The organism is Streptomyces sp. NBC_01176, assembly GCF_045039825.1.
Taxonomy (GTDB): Bacteria; Actinomycetota; Actinomycetes; order Streptomycetales; family Streptomycetaceae; genus Streptomyces.
On the sequence record NZ_CP108600.1, the window covers coordinates 4,256,158 to 4,279,030 of the forward strand.

Here is a 22,873-nt window from a genome sequence, read left to right on the forward strand (position 1 = left end):
CTTAGATCGTAGATGTACGGTCGGTGGGCACAGAGCATCCCAGAACGGCAACAAGGGGACACGCAATGGCAGATTTCTCCCGCCTTCCCGGTCCGAACGCGGATCTCTGGGACTGGCAGCTCCTCGCGGCATGCCGTGGAGTCGACAGCTCGCTCTTCTTCCATCCGGAGGGCGAGCGCGGTGCGGCACGGAGCGCTCGCGAGAACTCGGCCAAAGAGGTCTGTATGCGATGCCCGGTACGCGCCCAGTGCGCCGCTCACGCGCTGGCGGTGCGCGAGCCGTACGGGGTGTGGGGCGGCCTGACCGAGGACGAGCGCGAAGAACTCATGGGCCGGGCACGCAACCGGCTGGTGACGGCGTCGGCCACCGGGAGCGGTTCCGCTTCGAACACTTGAAGGAACGTTTCTGCGTTGATGAGTCCGCAGCAGGGCGCACGGATGCGTCCCTGAACGGGCGCGCGTTGGCATGCCCTCGTACGGGCGCGCGCACGCGCGTCCCTGATCTGTGTGCGGCGCCGGCGGTCCTCCGCCGCCGTCAGCGGGCCGCGGCCCGGGCCAGTTGGTCCAGCGTCGCCGCCACCGCCGGCACCTGGGAGAGATCCGGCAGCGTCAGCGCGACGATCTCCCGCCGCACCGGCGGCTCCACGGTCACCGCACGGGCGCCCTTGGGGCGTACGGACTCGATCGCGAGCTCCGGCAGCACCGCGACCCCGAGACCCGCGCCGACCAGGCCGACCACCGCCGGATAGTCGTCGGTGGCGAAGTCGATGCGGGGCACGAAACCCTCGCGGCGACAGACCTCGACCAGTTGCCCCCGGCACCGCGGGCAGCCCGCGATCCACGGTTCCCCGGCGAGTTCGCCGATCGCGACCGACCCCGCGCGGGCGAGCCGGTGCCCCTCCGGGACCAGACCGACGAGCCGGTCGCGCAGCAGCGGCCGTACGACCAGGTCGTCCCACTCCTCGACGCCCGCCGCTCCCTCGTAGCGGAACGCGAGCGCGATGTCGCAGTCGCCGTCGCGGAGCTTGTCGACGGACTCGGGAGGCTCGGCCTCCTCCAGGGAGACCCGGGTGCCCGGATGCGCCGCGCGCAGGGCGGCCAGGGCGGTGGGGACGAGCGTCGAACTCCCGCTGGGGAAGGAGACGAGCCGGACCCGGCCCGCGCGCAGACCCGCGATCGCGGCGACCTCCTCCTCGGCGGCGGTCAGCCCCGCGATGATGCCGGCCGCGTGCCGGACCAGCGCCTCGCCCGCCTGCGTCAGGCGCATCTCACGGCCCGTGCGGATCAGCAGCGGTGTACCGACGGACGATTCGAGCGCCTTCATCTGCTGACTGACGGCCGGCTGGGTGCAGCCCAGTTCGCGTCCCGCCGCCGAGAAGGAACCGGTGGCGGCGACGGCGCGCAGAACACGGAGATGACGGGCCTCGATCACCCCTCGAGCATAAGCGAGACTTGGACATGGTGGCGAATATCGCGTCGACGCTTTGGCCTGCATCGCCTAGCGTTCTGCCATGCAGCTTCTGTCTCTGAATCTGGGCCGCCCGCGCGCCGTCCCGTACACGGACCAGCCCGCGGGGGTGACCGCCATCGACAAGCGGCCGGTGGCCGGGCCGGTGCGGGTGACCGCCCCTGGGCCCAAGGGGGTCGGCACGAGCGGTCTGGCCGGGGACACGGTGTGCGACCTGCGCCACCACGGCGGGGACGACCAGGCCGTCTACGCGGTCGCGCGCGAGGACCTCGACGACTGGGAGCGCGAGCTCGGCCGGCCGCTGGTGAACGGCGCCTTCGGCGAGAACCTCACGACGCGGGGGCTGGACGTGTCCGGCGCGCGGATCGGTGAGCGCTGGCGCGTCGGCTCCGTGCTGGTCCTGGAGGTGACCTCCGGACGCATCCCCTGCCGTACGTTCCAGGAACACCTCGGGGAGCGGGGCTGGGTGAAGCGGTTCACCCGGAAGGCCGCGCCCGGCGCGTATCTGCGGGTGATCGAGCCCGGCGAGATCCGCGCGGGCGACCCGATCGAGGTCGTGCACCGCCCGGAGCACGAGGTGACGGTCGCGGTCGAGTTCCGCGCCATGACGACCGAACGCGAGCTGCTGCCACGGCTGTTGACCGCGGGCCCGGCCCTGCATCCGGAGGCGTTGGCCGCGGCGGAGAAGTACGTGGCGCAGCAGGGCGGGTAGCGGCCGGCACCGCACGCGCGGGACACGCCCTGCGACGGCCGCGACACGGGCCGCGCGGGGCGTGCGCGGCGGGGCCGGGCACCGGGAGGCGGGGCGCGGTGGGCCTGGTCAGGTCACTAGCCTTGGGCCATGACAACGGCTCTGATTACGGGATCGACCGCGGGCATCGGCGCCGCCTTCGCGCGCCGCCTCGCGGCTGACGGCCACAACCTCGTGCTGGTGGCGCGCGACACCAAGCGCCTGGCCGAGCAGGCGACGGAACTGCACGACCGGCACGGCATCGAGGCGGAGGTGCTGACGGCGGACCTGGCGACGGACGACGGCATCGAGACGGTGGCCCGGCGGCTGAGCGACCGCAGGAACCCGGTCGACCTCTTGATCAACAACGCCGGCTTCGGCAACAAGGGCCGCTATCTCGAGGTCTCGATGGCCGACGAGCTGACGATGCTCAAGGTGCACTGCGAGGCGGTGCTGCGGCTGACGTCGGCGGCGACCGCGGCCATGCGCGAGCGCGGCCGGGGCGGGGTCGTCAATGTGGCGTCGGTGGCGGCGTTCGTACCGCGGGGTACGTACGGGGCGTCCAAGGCGTGGGTCGTGCAGTTCACGCAGGGCGCGGCGAGGGATCTGGCGGGCAGCGGCGTACGGCTGATGGCGCTGGCTCCGGGCTTCGTGCGCACCGAGTTCCACCAGCGCGCCGGGATGGGCACGGACAACATCCCGAACTGGATGTGGCTCGACGCGGACAAGCTGGTCGCGGCGGCGCTCGCGGATCTCGCCCGCGGGAAGTCGCTGTCGATCCCCGACCCGCGTTACAAGGCGCTGATGGGTGTGGTGAAGGTGGCGCCGCGCGGGCTGCTGGGCGGGATCACGTCGAGGACGGGGCGCAAGTACGGGCCGCAGTAGAGCCGCGGGGCCGTACGGCAGCAAGGCGGTAGAGCGGCCCGGACGGTAGAGCAGCTGGGCCGTGGAGCAGCAGGACGGTACGGCGAGTAGGTCGAGTACGGACTTGGCGCAGCACTGAGGCCCAGTACCCCGCGGGGTACTGGGCCTCAGTGCTGTCACCCGGTGTGGACGCCTGCCGTCGCGGACGTCACCGTGTGCTTAGTGGGAGTGCCCGTGGCCGTGGCCGTGGCCCGCGTCGGCCTCTTCCTCGGCCGGCTTCTCGACGACCAGGGTCTCGGTCGTGAGGAGCAGGGAGGCGATGGAGGCGGCGTTCTCCAGGGCGGAGCGGGTGACCTTGACCGGGTCGATGACCCCGGACTTGACCAGGTCGCCGTACTCGCCGGTGGCGGCGTTGAAGCCCTGGCCCTTGTCGAGCTCGGCGACCTTGGAGGTGATGACGTAGCCCTCCAGGCCGGCGTTCTCGGCGATCCAGCGCAGCGGCTCGACGGCGGCGCGGCGGACGACCGCGACACCCGTGGCCTCGTCGCCGGTCTTGCCGAGGTTGCCCTCGAGGACCTTGACGGCGTGGACGAGCGCGGAGCCACCACCGGAGACGATGCCCTCCTCGACCGCGGCGCGGGTCGCGGAGATGGCGTCCTCCAGACGGTGCTTCTTCTCCTTGAGCTCCACCTCGGTGGCGGCGCCGACCTTGATCACGCACACGCCGCCGGCCAGCTTCGCGAGGCGCTCCTGGAGCTTCTCGCGGTCCCAGTCGGAGTCCGTGTTCTCGATCTCGGCCTTGATCTGGTTGACACGGCCCACGACGGCGTCGTGCTCGCCGCCGCCGTCGACGACGGTGGTGTCGTCCTTGGTGACCGTGACGCGGCGGGCGGTGCCCAGCACGTCCAGACCGACCTGGTCGAGCTTGAGGCCGACCTCCTCGGCGATGACCTGACCGCCGGTGAGGGTGGCGAGGTCGCCCAGCATGGCCTTGCGGCGGTCGCCGAAGCCGGGGGCCTTCACGGCGACGGCGTTGAACGTGCCGCGGATCTTGTTCACGACCAGGGTCGACAGCGCCTCGCCGTCGACGTCCTCGGCGATGATCAGCAGCGGCTTGGAGGCGTTGGCCTGGATGACCTTCTCCAGCAGCGGCAGCAGGTCCTGGATGGAGGAGATCTTGCCCTGGTGGATGAGGATGTACGGGTCCTCGAGGACGGCCTCCATGCGCTCCTGGTCCGTCACGAAGTACGGCGACAGGTAGCCCTTGTCGAAGGCCATGCCCTCGGTGAAGTCCAGCTCCAGACCGAAGGTGTTGGACTCCTCGACGGTGATGACACCGTCCTTGCCGACCTTGTCCATCGCCTCGGCGATGAGCTCGCCGACCTGGCTGTCCTGGGCGGACAGGGCGGCGACGGCGGCGATGTCGGACTTCTCGTCGATCGGGCGGGCGGTCGCGAGGAGCTCCTCGGACACGGCCTTGACCGCGGCGTCGATGCCCTTCTTGAGCAGCGCCGGGGAGGCACCCGCGGCGACGTTCTTCAGACCCTCGCGGACGAGCGCCTGGGCCAGCACGGTGGCGGTGGTCGTACCGTCACCCGCGATGTCGTTGGTCTTGGTCGCCACCTCCTTCACCAGCTGGGCGCCGAGGTTCTCGTACGGGTCGTCGAGCTCGACCTCGCGGGCGATGGTGACGCCGTCGTTGGTGATGGTGGGGGCGCCGAACTTCTTGTCGATGACGACGTTGCGGCCCTTGGGGCCGATCGTCACCTTGACGGTGTCGGCAAGCTTGTTGACGCCGCGCTCAAGGGCGCGACGGGCGTCCTCGTCGAACTTCAGGATCTTCGCCATGGGAGCGGTTCAGCCCTCTCGGAAAACGTGGGTGAAAACGAACCGCGCCCCCAGCGCCCGGCTTCATAAGGTCGCGGGGGCCAGGGGCGCAGTTCACTGCAGAACTGTGGTGAATTACTTCTCGATGATCGCGAGCACGTCGCGGGCCGAGAGGACGAGGTACTCCTCGCCGTTGTACTTCACCTCGGTGCCGCCGTACTTGCTGTACAGCACGATGTCGCCGGTGCTGACGTCGAGCGGCAGGCGCTCGCCGTTCTCGAAGCGGCCCGGGCCCACGGCGAGGACGACGCCCTCCTGGGGCTTCTCCTTCGCCGTGTCCGGGATGACCAGGCCAGAGGCCGTGGTCTGCTCGGCGTCCAGCGGCTGGACCACGACACGGTCCTCGAGCGGCTTGATGGCAACCTTGGAGCTGGTGGTCGTCACGATCCGACCTCCCCCTTCGGAGATCTCACGGGGTTAACTGTCTGAGGTGGCGACCAGGTGGATCCGTCGTCGCGGGTGCCGGACCTGCCCGTCGCTATTGGCACTCTCCAGTGGGGAGTGCCAGGCCTGAGACTATGACCGCGATTAGCACTCGGTCAAGCGGAGTGCCAAATGCCTCCGGCGTGGCGTGAGGTTCGGGGCACCGTTCGCCGGTGTGGGCGCTTCTGGGGGCTGCCGCCCCCAGGCCCCCGCTTCGGCCTGAAGGGCCTCGTCCTCAAACGCCGGACGGGCTGAAGGGCGGGCCCCGGCCGGGAGAGGCCGCCCGGCCCCACGCCGTCAGTCCGGCCCGTCGAAGACGGCCACCCGCGCCGGAAGTTCAGAGGTAGTTCTCCAGGCGGGCCGGGGTGAAGCCCTCCGCCTGGATGCGGCGGAGGAGCCGGGTGGTCGCCGCGGTGAGGTTCGGCTCCTCGAAGCCGGACAGGATGTCACCCGGCCGCAGCCGGCGGGCGTCGGCCGCCCTGCCCAGGACGACGGCCGCGACCCCGCAGTCGGCGGCGGCGCGCAGGGTGGTGGAGTCGTAGGTGCCGTAGGGAGGCCGGAAGAGCCGGGGGCGGATGCCGAAGCGGGCCTTGAGCTTCTCCTGCTGGCCGCAGATCTCGGCCCGCTGGCCGGCGTACGGCAGTCCGCGCAGCGAGGCGTGGTCGAGGGTGTGGTTCTGCACGCTCGCGCCGACCTCCCGCAGCCGCGCGAAGTGCCCGTATCCGGGCCCGACGACGGTGTCCGTGAGGAACACGCTGACCGGCAGCCGCAGTTCACGCACCATGTCGACGAACCGCGGATCGCGCTCGACGCCGTCGTCGTACGTCAGGAAGACCACCTTGTCCCGGGTGGGCACGCGGCCGACGACCGGGACCAGCCCCGTCCGGTCGCGGCGCACGCCGACGCGTGCGGGCGGTCGAGGCGGCGGGGCGAGCGGGGCGGACAGCCCCCAGCGCCGGTACGTCGCCGAGGCCGGACCGTGCGGGCGGGCCCTGCCCACCTCCTGTGCGGCCTTCTTGCCCAGGCGCTCGATCGGGTCGACCGACTGGGCGCAGCCGCCCAGCAGGACGGCGGCCAGCAGGGCGGCCAGCGCGGCGACCGCCCGCGCACGCACCCGGGCTCCCGGGGCCGGCGACCCTCCTCTCACAGGTGGCCCTCCAGTCGCGCCACCGCGCGGCCCTCGCCCGTGATCCTCTTCAGGAACCGGCGGATCATGTCGGGCCCGGCGCCTTTCCAGGCCGCGGCGACCCGCACGGGCAGCGCCTGTGGCCGGCCAGGCGCGGGCCTGACCCCCGGGGCCACCGCGGCCCCGCCGCAGCGCGACGCGAGGCCGATGACGGCGAGGACGGCGATCCCAGTTCGGACAACCGTCCATTTCACGTCATTTTTATCGGCTTGTCGTACTGATCGCATGGTGTCGGATCTTCCCAGGCCAGGGCCCGTACGGGCCCTCGACACCGCGACCGGACCCGCATCGTCCACCGACTGGCCCACACTGACCGACAATGGGCCGGTGAACGACGTCTCCTTCGCCTCTCTGCTCACCCCGGAGGGCCGCGCGCTGCTCGACGAGGTGCGCGGCACCGACCCGGCCCGGGAACTGGCCGTCGCCACCCGGCTGCGCCGCACCCATCCGGCCGAGCTGGTCTCGGCGGCGCTCGGACAGGCGCGGCTGCGGCAGCGGGCGGCGGCGAAGTTCGGCGCCGAGGACGCGGAGCGGATGTTCTTCACCCCGAACGGGGTCGAGCAGTCGACCCGTACGACGGTCGCCACGCACCGCGCGGAGCGTCTGCGCGCCCTCGGCGTGCGCTCGGTCGCCGACCTCTGTTCCGGCATCGGCGGCGACGCGATCGCGCTGGCCCGCGCCGGGATACGCGTCCTCGCCGTCGACCGGGACCCCCTCGCGGCCGCCGCCGCCCGCGCCAACGCCGAGGCGCTCGGACTCCGGGATCTGATCGAGGTGCGCGAGGCGGACGTCACGGAGGTGGACACGGCCCCGTACGACGCCGTCTTCGTGGACCCGGCACGGCGGGGCGGCAGGGCCGGCGGCCGGATCTTCGACCCCGAGGCGTACTCACCGCCGCTCTCCTGGGCGGTCGGGGCCGCCCTGAAGGCCCCGCTCGCCGCCCTGAAGATCGCCCCGGGCATCCCGCACGAGACCGTCCCCGCCGAGGCGGAGGCCGAGTGGATCTCGGACGGCGGGGACGTGAAGGAGGCCGTGCTGTGGTTCGGCACGGAGCCGGGCCTGGTGCGGGCCACCCTGCTGCCGGGCCCGCGCGTCCTGCGCGGCCGCGGTCTGCCCGACCCCGCGGTGCGCCCGGTCGGACGCTATCTCTACGAGCCCGACGGCGCCGTGATCCGCGCCCATCTGGTCGCCGAGGTGGCCGAGGACCTCGACGGCGGGCTCCTCGACGAGACCATCGCGTACATCACGGCGGATTCGTTGCGCCCGACCCCGTACGCCACCGCGTACGAGATCACCGACCGGATTCCCTTCAACGTGAAGAAGCTCAGGGCACTGCTGAGGGAGCGGGAGGTCGGGGTGCTCACGGTGAAGAAGCGGGGCTCGGCGGTCGAGCCGGAGGAGCTGCGCCGGAAGGTCAAGCCGCAGGGTCCGCACGCGGCCACCGTCTTCCTGACCAGGGTCGCGGGGGCACCGACGATGCTGCTCGGCCACCCGGCCCGGCAGCACTCCGGCTGACGCCACAACACGCCCTAGCGGCACTCCCGCGCGCGGGCCTCCAGCAGTCGCCGTTCGCGTTCGTTGCGGGCCAGGCCCGCGGCCCGCTCGAACTCCGCCCGCGCCTCCCGCGTGCGCCCGAGCCGGGCGAGCAGGTCCCCCCGGACGCTGGGCAGCAGGTGGTAGTCGCGCAGGGCGGGTTCGGCCAGGAGGGTGTCGACGAGGACCAGGGCGGGGCCGGGTCCGTCCGCCATCGAGACGGCGACGGCGCGGTTGAGTTCGACGACGGGCGACGGGGAGCGGACCGCGAGCAGCCCGTACAGAGTGGCGATCTGCCGCCAGTCCGTGTCCGCGTACGTGAGTGCCTGGGCGTGGCTGGCGGCGATGGCGGCCTGGAGGGCGTACGGACCCGGGGCGCCGGTGGTGACGGCGTTCGCGCGGGCCAGGGCGGCGAAACCACGGTGGATCAGCAGGCGGTTCCAGCGGCGGCGGTTCTGGTCCCTGAGGAGGACCGGCTCGCCCGAGGGTCCCGTACGGGCGGCCGCGCGGGACTCCTGGAGCTCCAGCAGCGCGACGAGCCCGTGCACCTCGGGCTCCTTGGGCATCAGCTCCGCCAGGACGCGGGCCAGCCGGAGGGCCTCCTCGCACAGCGCGGGGCGCAGCAGGTCGTCGCCCGCCGTGGCCGCGTACCCCTCGTTGAAGACGAGGTAGATGACCTCGAGGACCGAGCCGAGCCTGCTCTCCCGGTCCGGGCCGTAGGGGACCTCGAAGGGGACCCCCTTGGTCGCCAGCGTCCGTTTGGCGCGCACGATGCGCTGGGCGATCGTCGCCTCCGGCGCGAGGAAGGCGCGGGCGATCTCCGGCGTGGTCAGTCCGCCGAGCAGACGCAGCGTGAGAGCGATGCGGGCCTGCGCGGACAGCACCGGATGGCAGGCGGTGAACACGAGCCGGAGCAGGTCGTCGTCGATGTCGTCCGGGTCGGAGGGTTCCTCGAAGGGGACGGTCGTCTCCAGGTCGCGCCCGATCTCCTCCAGCTTGCGCGCGTAGCGCTCCCGGCGGCGTACGAGGTCGATCGCCCGGTGCTTGGCCGTGGCCATGAGCCAGGCGCCGGGATTGTCCGGTACTCCGTCCCGCGGCCACTGCTCCAGCGCCGCGACCAGGGCGTCCTGGGCCAGCTCCTCGGCGATGCCGACGTCCCGGACGACGCGGGTGACACCGGCGATGATCCGGGGCGACTCGATCCGGAAGATCGTCTCCACGGTCTCGTCGGTGCCGGACGGGGTGCCGGTGGGCTGCTGTTCCACAGCCCACCATCAGACACCAGCGGACCGGCCGGGCCAAGCCGCCGCTCAGCCCTCGGCGATCTCCCGCACCTCGCAGGTCACCGTCCAGTGCTCCTCGTGCGTCTTCAGGAACCGCTTGGTCCACTCCAGCGCCTCGGCCATGTCCTTGCACTGCATGAGCGCGTAGCCGCCGACGACCTCCTTGGACTCGGTGAAGGGGCCGTCGGTGACGGACAGCTGGCCGCCCTCCCAGTGCACCCGCTTGCCCTGGGCGGTCGGCGTCAGTCCGGCGGTGTCGAGCATGACCCCCGCCTTGGTGATCTCCTCGATCAGCTCGCCCATCCGCTGCATCAGCTCGGGGCTCGGGCCCTCGGCGGGGGCGGTGGTCTCGTCGATGCGGACCAGGGACAGGTAGCGGGGCATGGTGGCTCCTTCGGTGCGGAGGGCGGGGCTTCTCCCCGCCTCTCATCCCTGCGTCGATCGGGGGGCGCCGGTTTCGACACCGTCCCCGGAAAACCTCCAGGATTCTTTTCGGGCGCTGCCGGACGGCTTCCCGAGCGGCCGCCGGACAGGTGGAGGACGGCTGTGCCAGGAGCACTACCCGCCGTACCCGCGGTGTGCGAGGTTTCCCGTATGCCCTTCGACCACAACGACCACTACCACCGGCTCCTGCTGCGGAAACTGCCCGCACAAGGGCACGGGCGCACCGCGCTGGACGTCGGGTGTGGTACCGGCCGCTTCGCGCGGCGGCTCGCCGCGCGCGGTTACACGGTGGACGCCGTCGACCCGTCCGCGGAGGTGATCGCAGCGGCCGAACGGATCGGCGGCGGGCCCCGGTTCCGGCGGACGGACGCCGCCTCGGCCGCGCTGCCGAAGACGCACTACGACGTCATCACCTGCCTCGCGAGCCTGCACCACATGCCCTTCCGGACGGTGACCAGGTTCCGCGACGCGCTGGCGCCCGGCGGGGTGCTGCTGGTGCTGGGCTGCTACGCGGGGCACACCTGGTGGGACCTCGCGGCCGTGCCCGCCAACGCGGTGGCCCGGGCCGGGGTGTCGGCGGGCGAACGGCTGCGCGGCGGCGGACCCGCGGTGGTCCCGGCACCGGTGCGCACGCCGCGGATGTCGCTCGCCGCCGTCCGCGACGAGGCGAGCCGGCTGCTGCCGGGCGCCCGCGTCCGGCAGCTCCTGTACTGGCGCTATCTGCTGACGTACACGGTCACTTGAGCGACGCCCACAGCTCGCCCGCGGCCGGCTCGCGCGGCACCACCCGGTTGGCGTCCGAGGGTGCCGGCACCACCGGCATCATGACCGTCCTGACGTGGTCGGCGGACAGGGACCTGAGGCTCTGGCCGAGTTTCGTCAGTTCGCCGAGGGAGTCGAGGCCGGTGTCCGTGGTGAGGCTGCCGGTGACCGCGTCGGCGACCTGGTAGAGCTTGGCGGGGCTGGTCAGCAGGGATGTCGAGGAGATCTGGTCCAGCAGCGCCTTGACCAGTTTCTGCTGGAGCCCGATGCGGCCGAGGTCGCTGCCGTCGCCTATGCCGTGCCGGGTACGGGCCAGGGCCAGGGCCTGGGTGCCGTCCAGGAGATGGGTGCCCGCCTTCAGGCGCAGATGGCTCTGGTCGTCGTCGATGTCCTCGTCCGTCGTCACCGTGACCCCGCCGAGCGCGTTCACCAGCTTCGCGAAGCCCGAGAAGTCGATCTCCAGGTAGTGGTCCATGCGGACGCCCGTCAGGGACTCGACGGTCTTCACGGCACAGACCGGTCCACCGAGCGCGTACGCGCTGTTGAACATCGTGCCGTACGCCACGGACGTGGTCCCGCCGGACGGGGTCGGGCAGGACGGTCGGGTCACCAGGGTGTCCCGGGGGATGCTCACCACGGTCGCGCCGGCGCGGCCCTCGTCGACGTGGACGACCATCGCCGTGTCCGAACGGGCGCCCGTGCTGTCGCCGCCGCCGAGCTCGGCGTTCGCCTTCCCGCTGCGCGAGTCGGAGCCGAGGACCAGGATGTTGAGGGCGCCGCTCGGCAGCGGGGCGGCGGACGCGGACGAGGAGGGTGCCGGCACCGCCTTCGCCGGGCGGTTGTCGCCGAGCGCCCCGTCGATGTCGACGCTCCTGATGTTCCGGTTGAGGTGCCAGTAGGCCCAGCCCGCCGTGCCGATGCCCAGCACCAGGACGCCGGCCAGGGTGAGGCCGACGGCCTTCAGCACCCGCCGCCGGACCACCGGCTCCGTCCCGTCCCCGCTCTCGTCGTGTTCCGTCACGACGAGGAACATAAGTGCGAATTATGTCGAGCAATGACGCGGGGGGATCTTTTCTTCGGAAATTCTCACTTTTCTCAGACCGGCGTCAGCGCGCAAGCACCGCGGGCACCGCAGGCACCGCAAGCACCGCAGGCACCGCAGGCACCGCGGACACCGGATGGCGCGGCGGCCACGACCGCAACGTCCCGCGCCGGGAAGCGACCCGGCCCCCCACCCTCGCCCGAGCACACCCGTCCGAACGCCCACGCTCCCGCCCGGACGCCGCCATCCCTGTCCGAAAGTTTCGACGGCGCGATCGACAGGCTTCGACAGGCTTCGGCGGGCCCGGCGGGTGAACTCTCACCGCTCACGCCGGAGGCGCCCCCGTGCTGCTGCGGACCACCAGGCTGGTCGCCAGCTCCATCCGCGTCCCGGCCGCGGGCCTTTCCTGACGGCCCAGTTCGAGCACCAGCTTCGCCGCCGCCTCGGCCATCTCCGTGAGCGGCTGCCGTACGGTCGTCAGCGGCGGTCCCACCCAGCGCGCCACCGGCAGATCGTCGAAGCCGACGACGCTCAGGTCCTCGGGGACGCGCAGCCCCAGCTCGCGGGCCGCCTCGTAGAGGCCCAGCGCCTGGAGGTCGTTGCCGGCGAAGACGGCCGTGGGCCGGTCGGGCATGCGCAGGAGTTCGAGCCCGGCCTGGTAGCCGCTCTCGTGGTGGAAGGTGCCGGGGCGGATCAGCCCGGAGTCGACGGGCAGCCCCGCCGTCTCCAGCGCCGCCCGGTAGCCGTCGACCCGCGCGCGGCTGCACATCATCCGCGAGGGTCCGGTGATCGCGCCGATCCGGGTGTGACCGAGCTCGATCAGATGGCGCGTCGCGGCGAGCCCGCCCTGCCAGTTGGTGGCCCCGATGGACGGCACGTCGTCACCCGGGTCACCGGCCGGATCCATCACCACGAACGGGACGGACCTGCTGGTCAGCAGCGCGCGCCCGGACTCGTCGAGGCCGGACAGCACGAGGATCACCCCGTGCGGGCGGCGCGCCGCGACCTGGTCGGCCCAGGTCCGGCCCGGAGTCAGCCGCCCGGCGCTCTCGGAGAGCACCACGCTCAGCCCCTCCTCCCGGGCGACGTTCTCCACGCCCCGGATGACCTCCATCGCCCAGGCGCTCTCCAGCTCGTGGAAGACCAGGTCGATGAGGGGCGACCGGCCCCCCTCTCCCCCGCGCCGCCGGTATCCGTGGCCGCGCAGCAGCTCCTCGACCCGGGTGCGGGTCGCGGGGGCGACGTCGGCGCGGCCGTTGAGCACCTTCGAAACAGTCGGAGCCGAGACCCCGGCCTCACGGGCGATCTCGGCGAGCGTCGCGGTCCGCGCTTCCACGGAATTCCCAGGCTTCATGCTCGTGATCGTAACCCTGCGCGACCCCTTGACGAACCCTCAGGATCGTCTTACGTTCCCGGAACATTCGAAGTTCAACTCGAAACATTCGCGTCGGCTCGTCGTGGAGCCCTCGCGCATACCGAGAGGTGCCGTCCCATGGAGTCCTACAGCAGACGTTGGTTCCTCGGCGCGGGCGCGACCGCCCTGGCCTCCGTCGGCGGGCTCACCGCCTGCGGCTCCGGCAGCGGTTCGGGCGGCGGCGGCACGCTCACCGCGTTCGTCTACGGGGACGACGCGGCGAAGATCCAGGTCAAGTCCGTCAACCGGTTCAACGCGTCGGCCGCCGCGAAGAAGGCCAAGGGCACCGTCAAGCTCCAGAAGGTGCCCGCCACGGACTACCCGGCGAAGCTGCGCACCGCGATGGGCTCGCCCAACGCCCCCGACGTGTTCTTCAACTGGGGCGGCGGCTCGATCAAGGCGTACAAGGACGCCGGACAGCTCGTGGACCTGACCGACGTCATCGCCTCCGACCCGGTGCTGAAGAGCGGCTTCCTGCCGTCGGTGCTCAGCGCGGGCGGGCTGGACGGCAAGAACTACGGCGTGCCCATGCGGGGCATGCAGCCCGTGATCCTCTTCTACAACAAGACCGTCTTCGCGGAGCACAAGCTCCAGCCGCCCACCACCTGGGACCAGTTGCTCGACATCAACGCCAAGCTGAAGAAGGCGGGCATCACCCCGTTCGCGCTGGGCGGCTCGGACATCTGGCCCGAGCTGATGTGGCTTGAGTACCTGGTCGACCGGATCGGCGGCCCCGACGTCTTCGAGAAGATCAAGAACGGCGACGCCTCCGGCTGGGGCGACCCGGCCGTCCTGAAGGCCGCGCAGACCGTCAAGGAGCTGATCGACGACGGCGCCTTCGGCAAGGGCTACAGCTCGGTCGGCTACGGCAACGGCGGCGCTCCCGCGGTCTTCGCCAAGGGCAAAGCGGCGATGCACCTGATGGGATCGTGGGAGTACTCCACGCAGCTCGGCAAGTTCCCGGACTTCGCCAAGAAGAACATGGGATGGTGCGCCTTCCCGAAGATCGAGGGCGGCGCCGGCAACATCCGCAACGTGGTCGGCAACCCCACCAACTACTGGTCGGTGAACGCCCACACCTCCAACAAGGACGCGGCGATCGCCTTCCTGCGGGACAGTGCCTCCGAGGCCTACACCAAGGAGCTCATCGCCAACGGCGACGTGCCGGCCACCTCGAACGCGGCGAGTCTGCTGGACGCCTCCCCCAACCCGGAGTTCGCCAAGTTCCAGTACCAGATGGTCCAGGACGCACCGGCGTTCACGCTGAGCTGGGACCAGGCGGTCGCCCCGAGCGTGTCGACCCCGATGCTCACCGAGGTCAACAAGCTGTTCGTGGGCAAGTCCTCGCCGGCGCAGTTCGTGTCCGCGCTCAAGGGGCTGAAGTGAGCACGACGCACCTCAAGGGCGGCCCGCGCACCGCGGGCCGCCCTCGCTCCGCCGCACGCGACAGGGCGGGCCGCCCGAGCGCGGCGCTGGCCCTGCCCGGAATCCTGTTCTTCGTGTTCTTCGCCGTCGCCCCGATGGTGCTGGCCTTCTACCTCTCGTTCACGCAGTGGAACGGCCTGGGCGACCCGCGGCCGGTGGGCCTCGCGAACTGGCGCAAGCTGCTGAACGACGACCGGCTCACCCAGTCCCTGACGGTCACCGTGGCACTGACCGTGGTGAGCTGGGTGTTCCAGACGGTGATCTCGCTGCTGCTGGGCGTGTGGGCGGCGGGCAGGCAGCGCAACCGCGCGGTCCTCTCGGCGATCTTCTTCACGCCGTTCCTGCTGTCGTCGACGGCGATCTCGCTGCTGTTCTACGCGCTGCTCGACCCGAACTTCGGCATCATCCACGCGGACACCCTCGGCACGACCAGCGGAGCGTTCCTCGCGATCGTCTTCGTCGGCGGCTGGCAGTTCATCCCGTTCCACACGCTCATCTACCAGGGTGGCGCACGGCAGATCCCCGAGGTGCTCTACCAGGCGGCGGCCATCGACGGCGCCGGACGCCTGCGGCAGTTCTTCTCGATCACCCTGCCGCAGCTGCGCAACACCGCCACCACGTCCGGTGTGCTGATGGTCGTCGGTTCGCTCACCTACTTCGAGACGGTCCTCATCCTCACCCAGGGCGGCCCCGGCACCGACACGGCGATCCTGCCGTACCTGATGTACCAGGCGGGCTTCAAGAGCTACGACTTCGGCTACGCGAGCGCGGTCGCCTCGTTCCTGGTGATCGCCGCGACCGCGTTGTCCCTGCTGATGGTGCGGCTGTCCGGCTTCGGCGCGATGCGCAGCACCCGGGAAGGAATGTGACGGCATGTCACACGACACCTTGCGGCGCCCTGTGAGGACCGCCCCCGCTCCGGACCCCGACCGGACCGCGCCCCGCCGCAGGCACTGGTCCCGGCGCGCCAACCCGCTCGCCGGAGCCGGCTCGGTGATCTGGCTGGCCGTCGTGATCGTCCCGGTCTACGCGATGATCTCGGCCTCGCTCACCCACCAGAGCGAGGCGCTGGGACACAACGCCCTCAAACCGCCGTCCCACCCGACGCTGGACAACTACGACACCGTCCTGCACAACGGCTTCGGCCACCTGCTGTGGAACACCGCGCTCGTGGCGGCCGCGGTCGTCGTGATCGTCCTGGCACTGTGCGTCCCGCTCTCCTACGTCGCCGTGCGGACCCGGAGCGTGTGGTCGGGGGCCGCCTTCCGGCTGTTCCTGCTGGGCGTCGCGATCCCGGCGCAGGCCGTCGTGGTCCCCCTCTACCTGATGATCACCAAGCTGAACCTCTACGACAGCCTGCTCGCGATCATCCTGCCGACGGCCGCCTTCGCGATGCCGGTGTCGGTGCTGATCCTCACCGGCACACTGCGGGACATCTCGGAGGACCTGTACGAGGCGATGGGACTGGACGGCGCGTCCACCACCCGGATGCTGTTCCAGCTGGTCATCCCGCTGGCCAAGGGCGGCATCAGCACCGTCGTCGTCTACGCGGCGCTCCAGGCCTGGAACGGGCTCCTCTTCCCGTTGATCTTCACGCAGTCCGACGGCCCCCGGGTCCTGACCCTCGGCCTGTTCAACTACGTGAGCGAGTTCGGCGTGAACATCCCCGCGCTGCTGGCCTCCGTGGTCCTCTCCGGGGTCCCGATCTTCGTCGTGTACCTGGTGGCCCGCCGCGCGCTGGTCGGCGGCCTCATGGGTGTGGGCGGCAAGTGAACGTGTACGACCGGGGGCAGTCGAACCCCTCTTCCCTGACAGGAGTTTCATGACCACCGCTCCCTGGCGCGACCCTTCACGCACTCCGGCAGCCCGCGTCGACGACCTGCTCTCCCGGATGACCGTGGAGGAGAAGGCCGCCCAGCTGTACGGCGTGTGGGTGGGCGCGGCGACGGACGGCGACGGAGTCGCCCCGCTCCAGCACGAGATGACCGCCGACCAGGACTGGGACGAGCTGATCACCTCCGGGCTCGGACAGCTGACCCGCTCCTTCGGCACCGCCCCGGTGGACCCGGCGCTGGGCGCGCGCGCTCTGGCCCGCGCCCAGCGGGCGATCGCCGACGCCGGCCGTTTCGGCATCCCCGCGGTCGCCCACGAGGAGTGCCTGGCGGGATTCACCGCCTGGCGCGCGACGGCCTATCCCGTCCCGCTCGCCTGGGGCGCCACCTTCGACCCGGAGCTGGTCGAGGAGCTGGGCGGACGCATCGGCGACGACCTGCGCTCGGTAGGCGTGCACCAGGGCCTGGCGCCCGTCCTCGACGTGGTCCGCGACCTGCGCTGGGGCCGGGTGGAGGAGACGATCGGCGAGGACCCGTACCTCGTCGGCACGATCGGCACGGCCTATGTGCGGGGCCTGGAATCGGCCGGGATCGTCGCCACGCTGAAGCACTTCGCCGGGTACGCGTCGTCGGCCGGGGCACGGAACCTGGCGCCGGTGCGAGCGGGCGCGCGGGAGTTCGCGGACGTCACGCTCCCGCCGTTCGAGATGGCGCTGCGCGAGGGCGGCGCCCGTTCGGTGATGGCGGCGTACAACGAGACGGACGGCGTCCCGGCGTCGGCGGACGCCCGGCTGCTGACCGAACTCCTGCGGGAGCGGTGGGGCTTCACCGGAACCGTGGTCGCCGACTACTTCGGCGTCGGTTTCCTCCAGACCCTGCACCGGGTGGCGGGAAGCCCGGCCGAGGCGGCCCACGCGGCGCTGGAGGCCGGCATCGACATCGAACTGCCGACGGTGAACTGTTACGGGAAACCGCTGGTGGACGCCGTACGCGGCGGAAGCGTCCCGGAGTCGCTGATCGACCGTGCGGCCCGCCGCGTCCTGCTGCAGAAGTGCGAACTCGGCCTCCTGGACGAGGACTGGGAGCCCGAGCGCCAGGGCCCCGTCGACCTGGACTCGACGGCCAACCGGGCCCTGGCCGGCCGCCTGGCGGAGGCGTCGGTGGTCCTGCTGGACAACCCGGCCGGGCTGCTGCCGCTGGCTCCCGAGACCCGAGTCGCGGTCGTCGGCCCCCGTGCCGCGGACCCGCTCGCGATGCTCGGCTGCTACTCCTTCCCGTCCCACGTCCTCACGCACCACCCCGACGTGCCGATGGGCATCGACATCCCCACCGTCCTCGACTCGCTGCGCGCCGAACTCCCGGACACCAAGGTGACGTTCGCGGAGGGCTGCGGCGTCTCGGACCCCGACCGGTCCGGTTTCGCCGAGGCGGTGGCGCGGGCGTCGGAAGCCGATGTGTGCGTGGTCGTGCTCGGCGACCGCGCCGGGCTGTTCGGCCGGGGTACGTCCGGCGAGGGCTGCGACGCCTCCGACCTCCGGCTGCCCGGCGTCCAGGGCGAACTGCTGGACGCGCTGGTCGACACCGGCGTCCCGGTGGTGCTGGTCCTGCTGACCGGCCGCCCCTACGCGCTGGGCCGCTGGGACGGCCGGCTGGGCGCCGTGGTGCAGGCGTTCTTCCCGGGCGAGGAGGGCGGCCCGGCGATCGCCGGTGTGCTGTCCGGCCGCGTCAACCCCTCGGGGCGCCTCCCGGTGAGCGTGCCGCGGCTGCCCGGCGGCCAGCCGTGGACCTACCTCCAGCCCCCGCTCGGCCTCGCGAGCGAGGTCAGCAACCTGGACCCCACCCCGCTCCACGCCTTCGGCCACGGCCGCTCGTACACGACGTTCTCCTGGGAGGACTTCCGGGGAACGGACCCGGAGATCGCGACGGACGGCTCGTACGACCTCTCGCTCACCGTCCGCAACACCGGCGACCGCGACGGCGCGGAGGTCGTCCAGCTCTACCTGCACGACCCGGTGGCGTCGGTGACGCGTCCGGACGTGCGGCTGATCGGCTACCAGCGCCTGCGCCTGGCACCGGGTGAGGCCCGCCGGGTCACGTTCCGCTTCCACGCGGACCTGTCGGCCTTCACCGACCGCTCGGGCGAGCGGGTGGTCGAGCCGGGCGCGCTGGAGCTGCGGCTGGGGGCGTCGAGCGCGGAGACCCGGCACACCGCGCGGTTGTCGCTGACCGGGCCGCGACGGGTACCGGGCTCGGACCGGCGACTGCGCTGCGAGGTGTCGACGGACGACTGAGGCACCACGCGGACACGGGCGGGAACGCTTCCGGAGCTGTCCGGGCGCCGACGGTCACCGGCCCGTGGGGACGGCCGGAGGACCTCACCGGCCCCGGTCAGTCCTCCGGCACGGACTCGAACCGCCACCGATGGACGGCCCGCGTCACCAACTCGCCGTCCGGCTCGGGCAGTTCGGGCAGGTCCGCGTCGTAGTCGGCGTCCCACCAGGTGATCACGAGGACCCGGTCCTGCGGCGCCCGCAGGATCTCGCGCCGGACCGGTTCCCCCGCGATCTCCTGCCGCCGCACCCAGGCGAGCAGGTCCCCGCCCCGGCCGGTCACGGCACGGGCCTCCCACATCAGCGCGACGGTCACGAGTAGAGGTTCTCCTTCGAGACCTCGTGCACGTGATCGTGCGTGTGCGGGTGACCGTGCCCCGGCACGTGCGGGTCGGTCACCGGCAGGGACGAGTCCGCGGACAGGTCCCAGTCGGAGGCGGCGCGGTTGCGGGCGACCATCTCGGCGCCGAGCGCGGCCACCATCGCGCCGTTGTCCGTGCACAGCTTCGGCCGGGGCACCCGCAGCCGGATCCCGGCGGCCTCGCAGCGCTCCTGGGCCAGGACGCGCAGCCGGGAGTTCGCGGCCACACCGCCGCCGATCATCAGATGGTCGACGCCCTGGTCCTTGCAGGCCCGTACCGCCTTGCGGGTCAGCACGTCCACCACCGCCTCCTGGAAGGACGCGGCCACGTCGCGCACCGGCACCTCCTCACCCGCCGCCCGCTTCGCCTCGATCCAGCGGGCCACGGCGGTCTTCAGACCGGAGAAGGAGAAGTCGTACGCCGGGTCGCGCGGCCCGGTGAGCCCGCGCGGGAAGGCGATGGCCCGCGGGTCGCCCTCCTTGGCGTACCGGTCGATGACCGGACCGCCGGGGAAGCCGAGGTTCAGCACGCGTGCGATCTTGTCGAAGGCCTCGCCCGCCGCGTCGTCGATGGTCGCGCCCATCGGACGGACGTCCGAGGTGATGTCGGTGGACAGGAGCAGCGAGGAGTGGCCGCCCGAGACCAGCAGCGCCATCGTCGGCTCCGGCAGCGCGCCGTGCTCCAGCTGGTCCACGCAGATGTGCGAGGCGAGGTGGTTGACGCCGTACAGCGGCTTCCCCAGGGCGTACGCGTACGCCTTCGCCGCCGAGACGCCGACGAGCAGCGCGCCGGCGAGTCCGGGCCCCGCGGTCACCGCGATCCCGTCGAGGTCACGGGCGCTCACCCCCGCGTCCTTCAGGGCGCGCTCGATGGTCGGCACCATCGCCTCGAGGTGCGCGCGGGAGGCGACCTCCGGCACGACCCCGCCGAAGCGGGCGTGCTCGTCGACACTGGACGCGATGGCGTCCGCGAGCAGGGTGGTGCCGCGGACGATGCCGACGCCGGTCTCGTCGCAGGAGGTCTCGATGCCGAGGACGAGCGGTTCGTCAGCCATTGATCTCGGTTCCTTGTACGCCGTTTACTGAGGTGGAAGGGTCGTTGAGGCGCATCACCAGGGCGTCGACGTTCCCCGGCTGGTAGTAGCCACGCCGGAAGCCGATGGGCTCGAAGCCGAAGCGCTCGTACAGCTTCTGCGCGCGGACGTTGTCGACGCGGCACTCGAGCATCACCTCGGCGCACTCGAACGCGGTCGCGGCCCGCAGCAGTTCGGCCAGCAGCCGGGCGCCGAGGCCGGTGCCCCACTGCTCACGGCGGACGGCGATCGTCTGCACGTCACCGAGGTCACCGGCGGCGGCGAGCCCCGCGTACCCGACGAGCCGGTCGCCGTCGAGGGCGACCACGTACCGGCGCGTCGCCTCCGGCCCGCGGGCGTGGGCCAGCTCGGACCAGAACATCCCCCGCGACCAGGCGTCCTCGGGGAAGAGGTCCTTCTCCAGCTCCAGGACGGGATCGATGTCCCACCAGCGCATCTCGCGCAGCACGACGGTCACTTGGGGGTGACCACCTTGTAGTTCTTGGGCACCTGGGCGTCCGGGCGGCGCAGATAGAGCGGCCGGGGCGGCTCCAGCTCCTCGCCCGCGGCCAGCCGCTCCGCCGCCAGCGACGCGAGCGCGGCCGCCGAGACGTGCTCGGGCGCGCGGGCGTCCGGGAAGGTGTCGGGGTAGAGCAGGGCGCCCGCGCCGACGGCGGGCAGGCCGTCGAGGGCGAGGTCGCCGGGCCGGTCGACGGCGGGCTCGGAGACGCGGGTGCGCGAGTCGGCGTACCGGGCCCAGTACACCTCCTTGCGCCGCGCGTCCGTCGCGACGACGAAGGGGCCGTCGATGTCGGCGGCGTAGGCGAGCCCGTCGAGGGTGCACAGGCCGTGCACCGGGACGCCGAGCGCGAGGCCGAAGGTGTCGGCGGTCATGAGGCCGACGCGCAGCCCCGTGTACGGGCCGGGGCCGACGCCGACGACGACACCGGTGACGGCGTCGAGCCGCAGGCCGGCCTCGGCGAGCACGCGGTCCACGGCGGGCAGCAGCAGCTCTCCGTGCCGGCGTGCGTCCACCTGGCTCGACGAGGCGATGGCGGACGTGCCGTCGTGCAGGGCGACGGTCACGGCGGGGGTGGCGGTATCCAGAGCGAGCAAGAGCACGCAAACAGCGTACGGCGCCCGGGGGGTGTCCGGCGGACCGGAGCACGGCCGCCGTGGTCTGCCGGACCCGTGCTGCTACCGTCACCACACAGGACATACTGGACGCGATCAAGGTACGAGAGGTGGCACAAGGTGGCCAGGAGCAGCTCGGGATTCGTGGCCGGGCTCACCGCCGCGGCTGTCGCCGTGGTCGGCTTCCTCGCCTACCAGGCGTCGGCGAACGCGCCGGACCAGCTGGCCGGGCCCCGTGCGGGCACGTCCCCCAAGACCTCCACGAAGGCACCCCGGGACCGGAAGAACCCGGTGGCGCTGCCCGGTGACTCCGGCAGCGGTGAGCGGGTCGTCTACTCGATCGACGACGACCGTGTGTGGCTGGTCGGGGAGAACAACAAGACCCAGCGCACCTTCGCGGTCACGCCCGGCACCCTGGACCCGGTCGTGGGTACGTACGCCGTCACCTCGCGCGGCAGGACCGTCACCGGATCGGACGGCGCGCAGATCGAGCACGTGGTGCGGTTCAGCGTGGTCGACGGCATCGTGATCGGCTTCAGCGCGGCCACGGACGGCTCGACGTCCGCGCCCGACCCCGCGAAGAGGCTCGGCGGCATCCGCGAGTCCCGCGCCGACGGCGACGCGATGTGGACCTTCGCGACGGTCGGCGTCAAGGTCGTCGTCATCCAGTAGCCCGACCCGACCTCCACCGAGCAACCGACGCCCAGCACAGCGCCCGCCGACGGCACGGGGACCACACACCCCGCCACACCCGGCACCACCTCAGCGAACCATCGACACCCAGCGACAGCGCCCCGCCAGGGGCGCGAGGAACCACGCACCCAGCCACACCCGGCACCGCGTCGGCGAACCATCGACACCCAGTGACAGCGCCCCGTCAGGGGCGCGGGGAACTGCGCGCCCAGCCACACCCGGCCCGCACACGAACACGCACCCGGGACCGCCTCCGCGAGCAATCGACACCCAGCGGCAGCGCCCCGCCAGGGGCGCGAGGAACCACGTACCCAGCCACACCTGGCACCGCATCGGCGAACCATCGACACCCAGCGACAGCGCCCCGCCAGGCGCGCGGGGAACCACGCACCCAGCCACACCCGGCACCGCATCGGCGAACCATCGACACCCAGCGGCAGCGCCCCGTCAGGGGCGCGAGGAACTGCGCGCCCAGCCACACCCGGCCCGCACACGAACACGCACCCGGGACCGCCTCCGCGAGCAATCGACACCCAGTGGCAGCGCCCCGCCAGGGGCGCGAGGAACTGCGCGCCCAGCCACACCCCGCCCGCACACGAACACGCACACGCACACGCACACGCACCCGCACCCGAGCCCACCCGGGGACCGGCGGAGCCCTACGCGGCGCTACGGGACCGCTCGTCCTCCCGACCGGCCTCGGAGACCGGCGCCCGCGGCGCCCGCGGCGGCCTCGACACCGCCTCGGCGGCGGCGCACGACGCCAGCAGATCCCGCATCGACACCCCGGCCACCGCACCCGGCTGCTGCGCCGGCAGGTCGCGCCCGTCACGTTCTGATGCCGACATGGACGCCTCCTGGGGCTTCGGGGGCAAGCGTGGTTAGGTACACCTAACTACGGCCTGATCTCCATGTGACCACGGCCGGGATGCCGAACGCAACATCTTGCCGACGACTTGTCGGAACCCGTGCGAAGAACGCACGGCCCCG

The 22,873-nt window shown here is 72.1% G+C and carries 24 protein-coding genes; 10 read left to right on the top strand and 14 right to left on the bottom strand.

All coding sequences use genetic code 11. The features are described from left to right. Nucleotides 1-65: 65 nt before the first annotated feature. Nucleotides 66-395: a WhiB family transcriptional regulator gene (locus OG199_RS18135; protein ID WP_153289078.1), complete on the top strand. Its 330-nt coding sequence runs from the start codon at nt 66-68 to the stop codon at nt 393-395. Between the two features lie 139 nt (nt 396-534). On the opposite strand, the gene OG199_RS18140 is transcribed toward OG199_RS18135, so the two are convergent. Beyond that, nucleotides 535-1,431: a LysR family transcriptional regulator gene (locus OG199_RS18140; protein ID WP_356800730.1), complete on the bottom strand. Its 897-nt coding sequence runs from the start codon at nt 1,429-1,431 to the stop codon at nt 535-537. Between the two features lie 79 nt (nt 1,432-1,510). On the opposite strand from OG199_RS18140, the gene OG199_RS18145 reads away from it, so the two are divergent. Continuing rightward, nucleotides 1,511-2,179: an MOSC domain-containing protein gene (locus OG199_RS18145; RefSeq protein WP_356800729.1), complete on the top strand. Its 669-nt coding sequence runs from the start codon at nt 1,511-1,513 to the stop codon at nt 2,177-2,179. A 129-nt stretch (nt 2,180-2,308) separates the two neighbouring features. Continuing rightward, entirely contained in the window at nt 2,309-3,082 is a 774-nt protein-coding gene (locus OG199_RS18150; protein ID WP_356800728.1) for an SDR family oxidoreductase, read from the top strand. A 198-nt stretch (nt 3,083-3,280) separates the two neighbouring features. Here the strand turns inward: OG199_RS18150 and groL are convergent, their stop codons facing one another. The 4 genes from groL to OG199_RS18170 form a co-directional block, all read right to left on the bottom strand. Beyond that, nucleotides 3,281-4,909: a chaperonin GroEL gene (gene groL, locus OG199_RS18155; RefSeq protein WP_266700883.1), complete on the bottom strand. Its 1,629-nt coding sequence runs from the start codon at nt 4,907-4,909 to the stop codon at nt 3,281-3,283. A 114-nt stretch (nt 4,910-5,023) separates the two neighbouring features. After that, the gene (groES, locus tag OG199_RS18160; protein ID WP_060901476.1) at nt 5,024-5,332 is read right to left on the bottom strand and encodes a co-chaperone GroES; all 309 of its coding nucleotides are present in this window, start codon (nt 5,330-5,332) and stop codon (nt 5,024-5,026) included. Between the two features lie 376 nt (nt 5,333-5,708). After that, the gene (locus OG199_RS18165; RefSeq protein WP_356800727.1) at nt 5,709-6,485 is read right to left on the bottom strand and encodes a polysaccharide deacetylase family protein; all 777 of its coding nucleotides are present in this window, start codon (nt 6,483-6,485) and stop codon (nt 5,709-5,711) included. A 29-nt stretch (nt 6,486-6,514) separates the two neighbouring features. Continuing rightward, entirely contained in the window at nt 6,515-6,751 is a 237-nt protein-coding gene (locus OG199_RS18170; RefSeq protein ID WP_405830326.1) for a hypothetical protein, read from the bottom strand. Between the two features lie 133 nt (nt 6,752-6,884). On the opposite strand from OG199_RS18170, the gene OG199_RS18175 reads away from it, so the two are divergent. Further along, a complete protein-coding gene (locus tag OG199_RS18175) occupies nt 6,885-8,072 on the top strand; it encodes a class I SAM-dependent methyltransferase (RefSeq protein WP_356800725.1) in 1,188 nt (395 codons plus the stop codon). A gap of 14 nt (nt 8,073-8,086) precedes the next feature. Here the strand turns inward: OG199_RS18175 and OG199_RS18180 are convergent, their stop codons facing one another. After that, nucleotides 8,087-9,355 carry an RNA polymerase sigma factor gene (locus OG199_RS18180; RefSeq protein ID WP_405830328.1) on the bottom strand — a complete coding sequence of 423 codons (1,269 nt, stop codon included), beginning with the start codon at nt 9,353-9,355 and terminating at the stop codon, nt 8,087-8,089. A gap of 45 nt (nt 9,356-9,400) precedes the next feature. Next, entirely contained in the window at nt 9,401-9,757 is a 357-nt protein-coding gene (locus OG199_RS18185) for a YciI family protein (RefSeq protein ID WP_356800723.1), read from the bottom strand. 210 nt (nt 9,758-9,967) lie between these two features. Between OG199_RS18185 and OG199_RS18190 the strand changes: the two genes are divergently transcribed. Next, nucleotides 9,968-10,561: a class I SAM-dependent methyltransferase gene (locus tag OG199_RS18190; protein WP_405830330.1), complete on the top strand. Its 594-nt coding sequence runs from the start codon at nt 9,968-9,970 to the stop codon at nt 10,559-10,561. On the opposite strand, the gene OG199_RS18195 is transcribed toward OG199_RS18190, so the two are convergent. Next, nucleotides 10,554-11,612, bottom strand: coding sequence for an LCP family protein (locus OG199_RS18195; protein ID WP_405830331.1), 1,059 nt, complete (start codon nt 11,610-11,612; stop codon nt 10,554-10,556). The genes OG199_RS18190 and OG199_RS18195 overlap by 8 nt on opposite strands. Nucleotides 11,613-11,946: 334 nt before the next feature. Further along, nucleotides 11,947-12,975, bottom strand: coding sequence for a LacI family DNA-binding transcriptional regulator (locus tag OG199_RS18200; protein ID WP_356800720.1), 1,029 nt, complete (start codon nt 12,973-12,975; stop codon nt 11,947-11,949). Nucleotides 12,976-13,113: 138 nt separating this feature from the next. Here OG199_RS18200 and OG199_RS18205 point away from each other — a divergent pair, with 138 nt between their 5' ends. The 4 genes from OG199_RS18205 to OG199_RS18220 are packed head-to-tail and all read left to right on the top strand — an operon-like array spanning nt 13,114 to nt 18,583. Further along, on the top strand, nt 13,114-14,421 hold the full coding sequence (locus tag OG199_RS18205; protein ID WP_356800719.1) for an extracellular solute-binding protein: 1,308 nt from the start codon (nt 13,114-13,116) through the stop codon (nt 14,419-14,421). Then, the gene (locus tag OG199_RS18210) at nt 14,418-15,329 is read left to right on the top strand and encodes a carbohydrate ABC transporter permease (RefSeq protein WP_405830333.1); all 912 of its coding nucleotides are present in this window, start codon (nt 14,418-14,420) and stop codon (nt 15,327-15,329) included. Before OG199_RS18205 ends, OG199_RS18210 begins: the two co-directional genes overlap by 4 nt. 4 nt (nt 15,330-15,333) lie before the next feature. After that, the gene (locus tag OG199_RS18215) at nt 15,334-16,233 is read left to right on the top strand and encodes a carbohydrate ABC transporter permease (protein ID WP_356800718.1); all 900 of its coding nucleotides are present in this window, start codon (nt 15,334-15,336) and stop codon (nt 16,231-16,233) included. 49 nt (nt 16,234-16,282) lie between these two features. Next, the gene (locus OG199_RS18220) at nt 16,283-18,583 is read left to right on the top strand and encodes a glycoside hydrolase family 3 N-terminal domain-containing protein (RefSeq protein WP_405830335.1); all 2,301 of its coding nucleotides are present in this window, start codon (nt 16,283-16,285) and stop codon (nt 18,581-18,583) included. A 97-nt stretch (nt 18,584-18,680) separates the two neighbouring features. Here OG199_RS18220 and OG199_RS18225 read toward each other — a convergent pair whose 3' ends face one another. From OG199_RS18225 to tsaB, 4 genes are read right to left on the bottom strand one after another with little or no spacing between them, the layout of a single operon-like run. After that, nucleotides 18,681-18,938, bottom strand: coding sequence for a hypothetical protein (locus OG199_RS18225; RefSeq protein WP_356800716.1), 258 nt, complete (start codon nt 18,936-18,938; stop codon nt 18,681-18,683). Beyond that, nucleotides 18,935-20,038, bottom strand: coding sequence for a tRNA (adenosine(37)-N6)-threonylcarbamoyltransferase complex transferase subunit TsaD (gene tsaD, locus OG199_RS18230; protein ID WP_356800715.1), 1,104 nt, complete (start codon nt 20,036-20,038; stop codon nt 18,935-18,937). The genes OG199_RS18225 and tsaD overlap by 4 nt, the downstream gene beginning before the upstream one ends. After that, the gene (rimI, locus tag OG199_RS18235) at nt 20,031-20,513 is read right to left on the bottom strand and encodes a ribosomal protein S18-alanine N-acetyltransferase (protein ID WP_351718137.1); all 483 of its coding nucleotides are present in this window, start codon (nt 20,511-20,513) and stop codon (nt 20,031-20,033) included. The genes tsaD and rimI overlap by 8 nt, the downstream gene beginning before the upstream one ends. A 17-nt stretch (nt 20,514-20,530) precedes the next feature. Further along, complete coding sequence (gene tsaB, locus OG199_RS18240; RefSeq protein WP_401805503.1) at nt 20,531-21,178, bottom strand: tRNA (adenosine(37)-N6)-threonylcarbamoyltransferase complex dimerization subunit type 1 TsaB; 648 nt, start codon at nt 21,176-21,178, stop codon at nt 20,531-20,533. Between the two features lie 132 nt (nt 21,179-21,310). Here tsaB and OG199_RS18245 point away from each other — a divergent pair, with 132 nt between their 5' ends. Continuing rightward, complete coding sequence (locus OG199_RS18245; RefSeq protein ID WP_356802989.1) at nt 21,311-21,862, top strand: hypothetical protein; 552 nt, start codon at nt 21,311-21,313, stop codon at nt 21,860-21,862. Between the two features lie 680 nt (nt 21,863-22,542). On the opposite strand, the gene OG199_RS18250 is transcribed toward OG199_RS18245, so the two are convergent. Continuing rightward, nucleotides 22,543-22,731, bottom strand: a complete 189-nt coding sequence (locus OG199_RS18250; protein WP_401805500.1) for a hypothetical protein — start codon at nt 22,729-22,731, stop codon at nt 22,543-22,545. Nucleotides 22,732-22,873: the final 142 nt, after the last annotated feature.

Excerpts from the sequence above, each read along its gene's own strand:
- OG199_RS18220 (WP_405830335.1), top strand. The coding sequence starts at position 16,283 with ATGACCACCGCTCCCTGGCGCGACCCTTCACGCACTCCGGCAGCCCGC.
- OG199_RS18205 (WP_356800719.1), top strand. The coding sequence starts at position 13,114 with ATGGAGTCCTACAGCAGACGTTGGTTCCTCGGCGCGGGCGCGACCGCC.
- OG199_RS18195 (WP_405830331.1), bottom strand. The coding sequence starts at position 11,612 with ATGTTCCTCGTCGTGACGGAACACGACGAGAGCGGGGACGGGACGGAG.
- OG199_RS18215 (WP_356800718.1), top strand. The coding sequence starts at position 15,334 with ATGTCACACGACACCTTGCGGCGCCCTGTGAGGACCGCCCCCGCTCCG.
- OG199_RS18150 (WP_356800728.1), top strand. The coding sequence starts at position 2,309 with ATGACAACGGCTCTGATTACGGGATCGACCGCGGGCATCGGCGCCGCC.
- OG199_RS18190 (WP_405830330.1), top strand. The coding sequence starts at position 9,968 with ATGCCCTTCGACCACAACGACCACTACCACCGGCTCCTGCTGCGGAAA.
- OG199_RS18250 (WP_401805500.1), bottom strand. The coding sequence starts at position 22,731 with ATGTCGGCATCAGAACGTGACGGGCGCGACCTGCCGGCGCAGCAGCCG.
- OG199_RS18145 (WP_356800729.1), top strand. The coding sequence starts at position 1,511 with ATGCAGCTTCTGTCTCTGAATCTGGGCCGCCCGCGCGCCGTCCCGTAC.
- tsaD (WP_356800715.1), bottom strand. The coding sequence starts at position 20,038 with ATGGCTGACGAACCGCTCGTCCTCGGCATCGAGACCTCCTGCGACGAG.
- OG199_RS18135 (WP_153289078.1), top strand. The coding sequence starts at position 66 with ATGGCAGATTTCTCCCGCCTTCCCGGTCCGAACGCGGATCTCTGGGAC.
- OG199_RS18200 (WP_356800720.1), bottom strand. The coding sequence starts at position 12,975 with ATGAAGCCTGGGAATTCCGTGGAAGCGCGGACCGCGACGCTCGCCGAG.
- rimI (WP_351718137.1), bottom strand. The coding sequence starts at position 20,513 with ATGCGCTGGTGGGACATCGATCCCGTCCTGGAGCTGGAGAAGGACCTC.
- OG199_RS18185 (WP_356800723.1), bottom strand. The coding sequence starts at position 9,757 with ATGCCCCGCTACCTGTCCCTGGTCCGCATCGACGAGACCACCGCCCCC.
- groL (WP_266700883.1), bottom strand. The coding sequence starts at position 4,909 with ATGGCGAAGATCCTGAAGTTCGACGAGGACGCCCGTCGCGCCCTTGAG.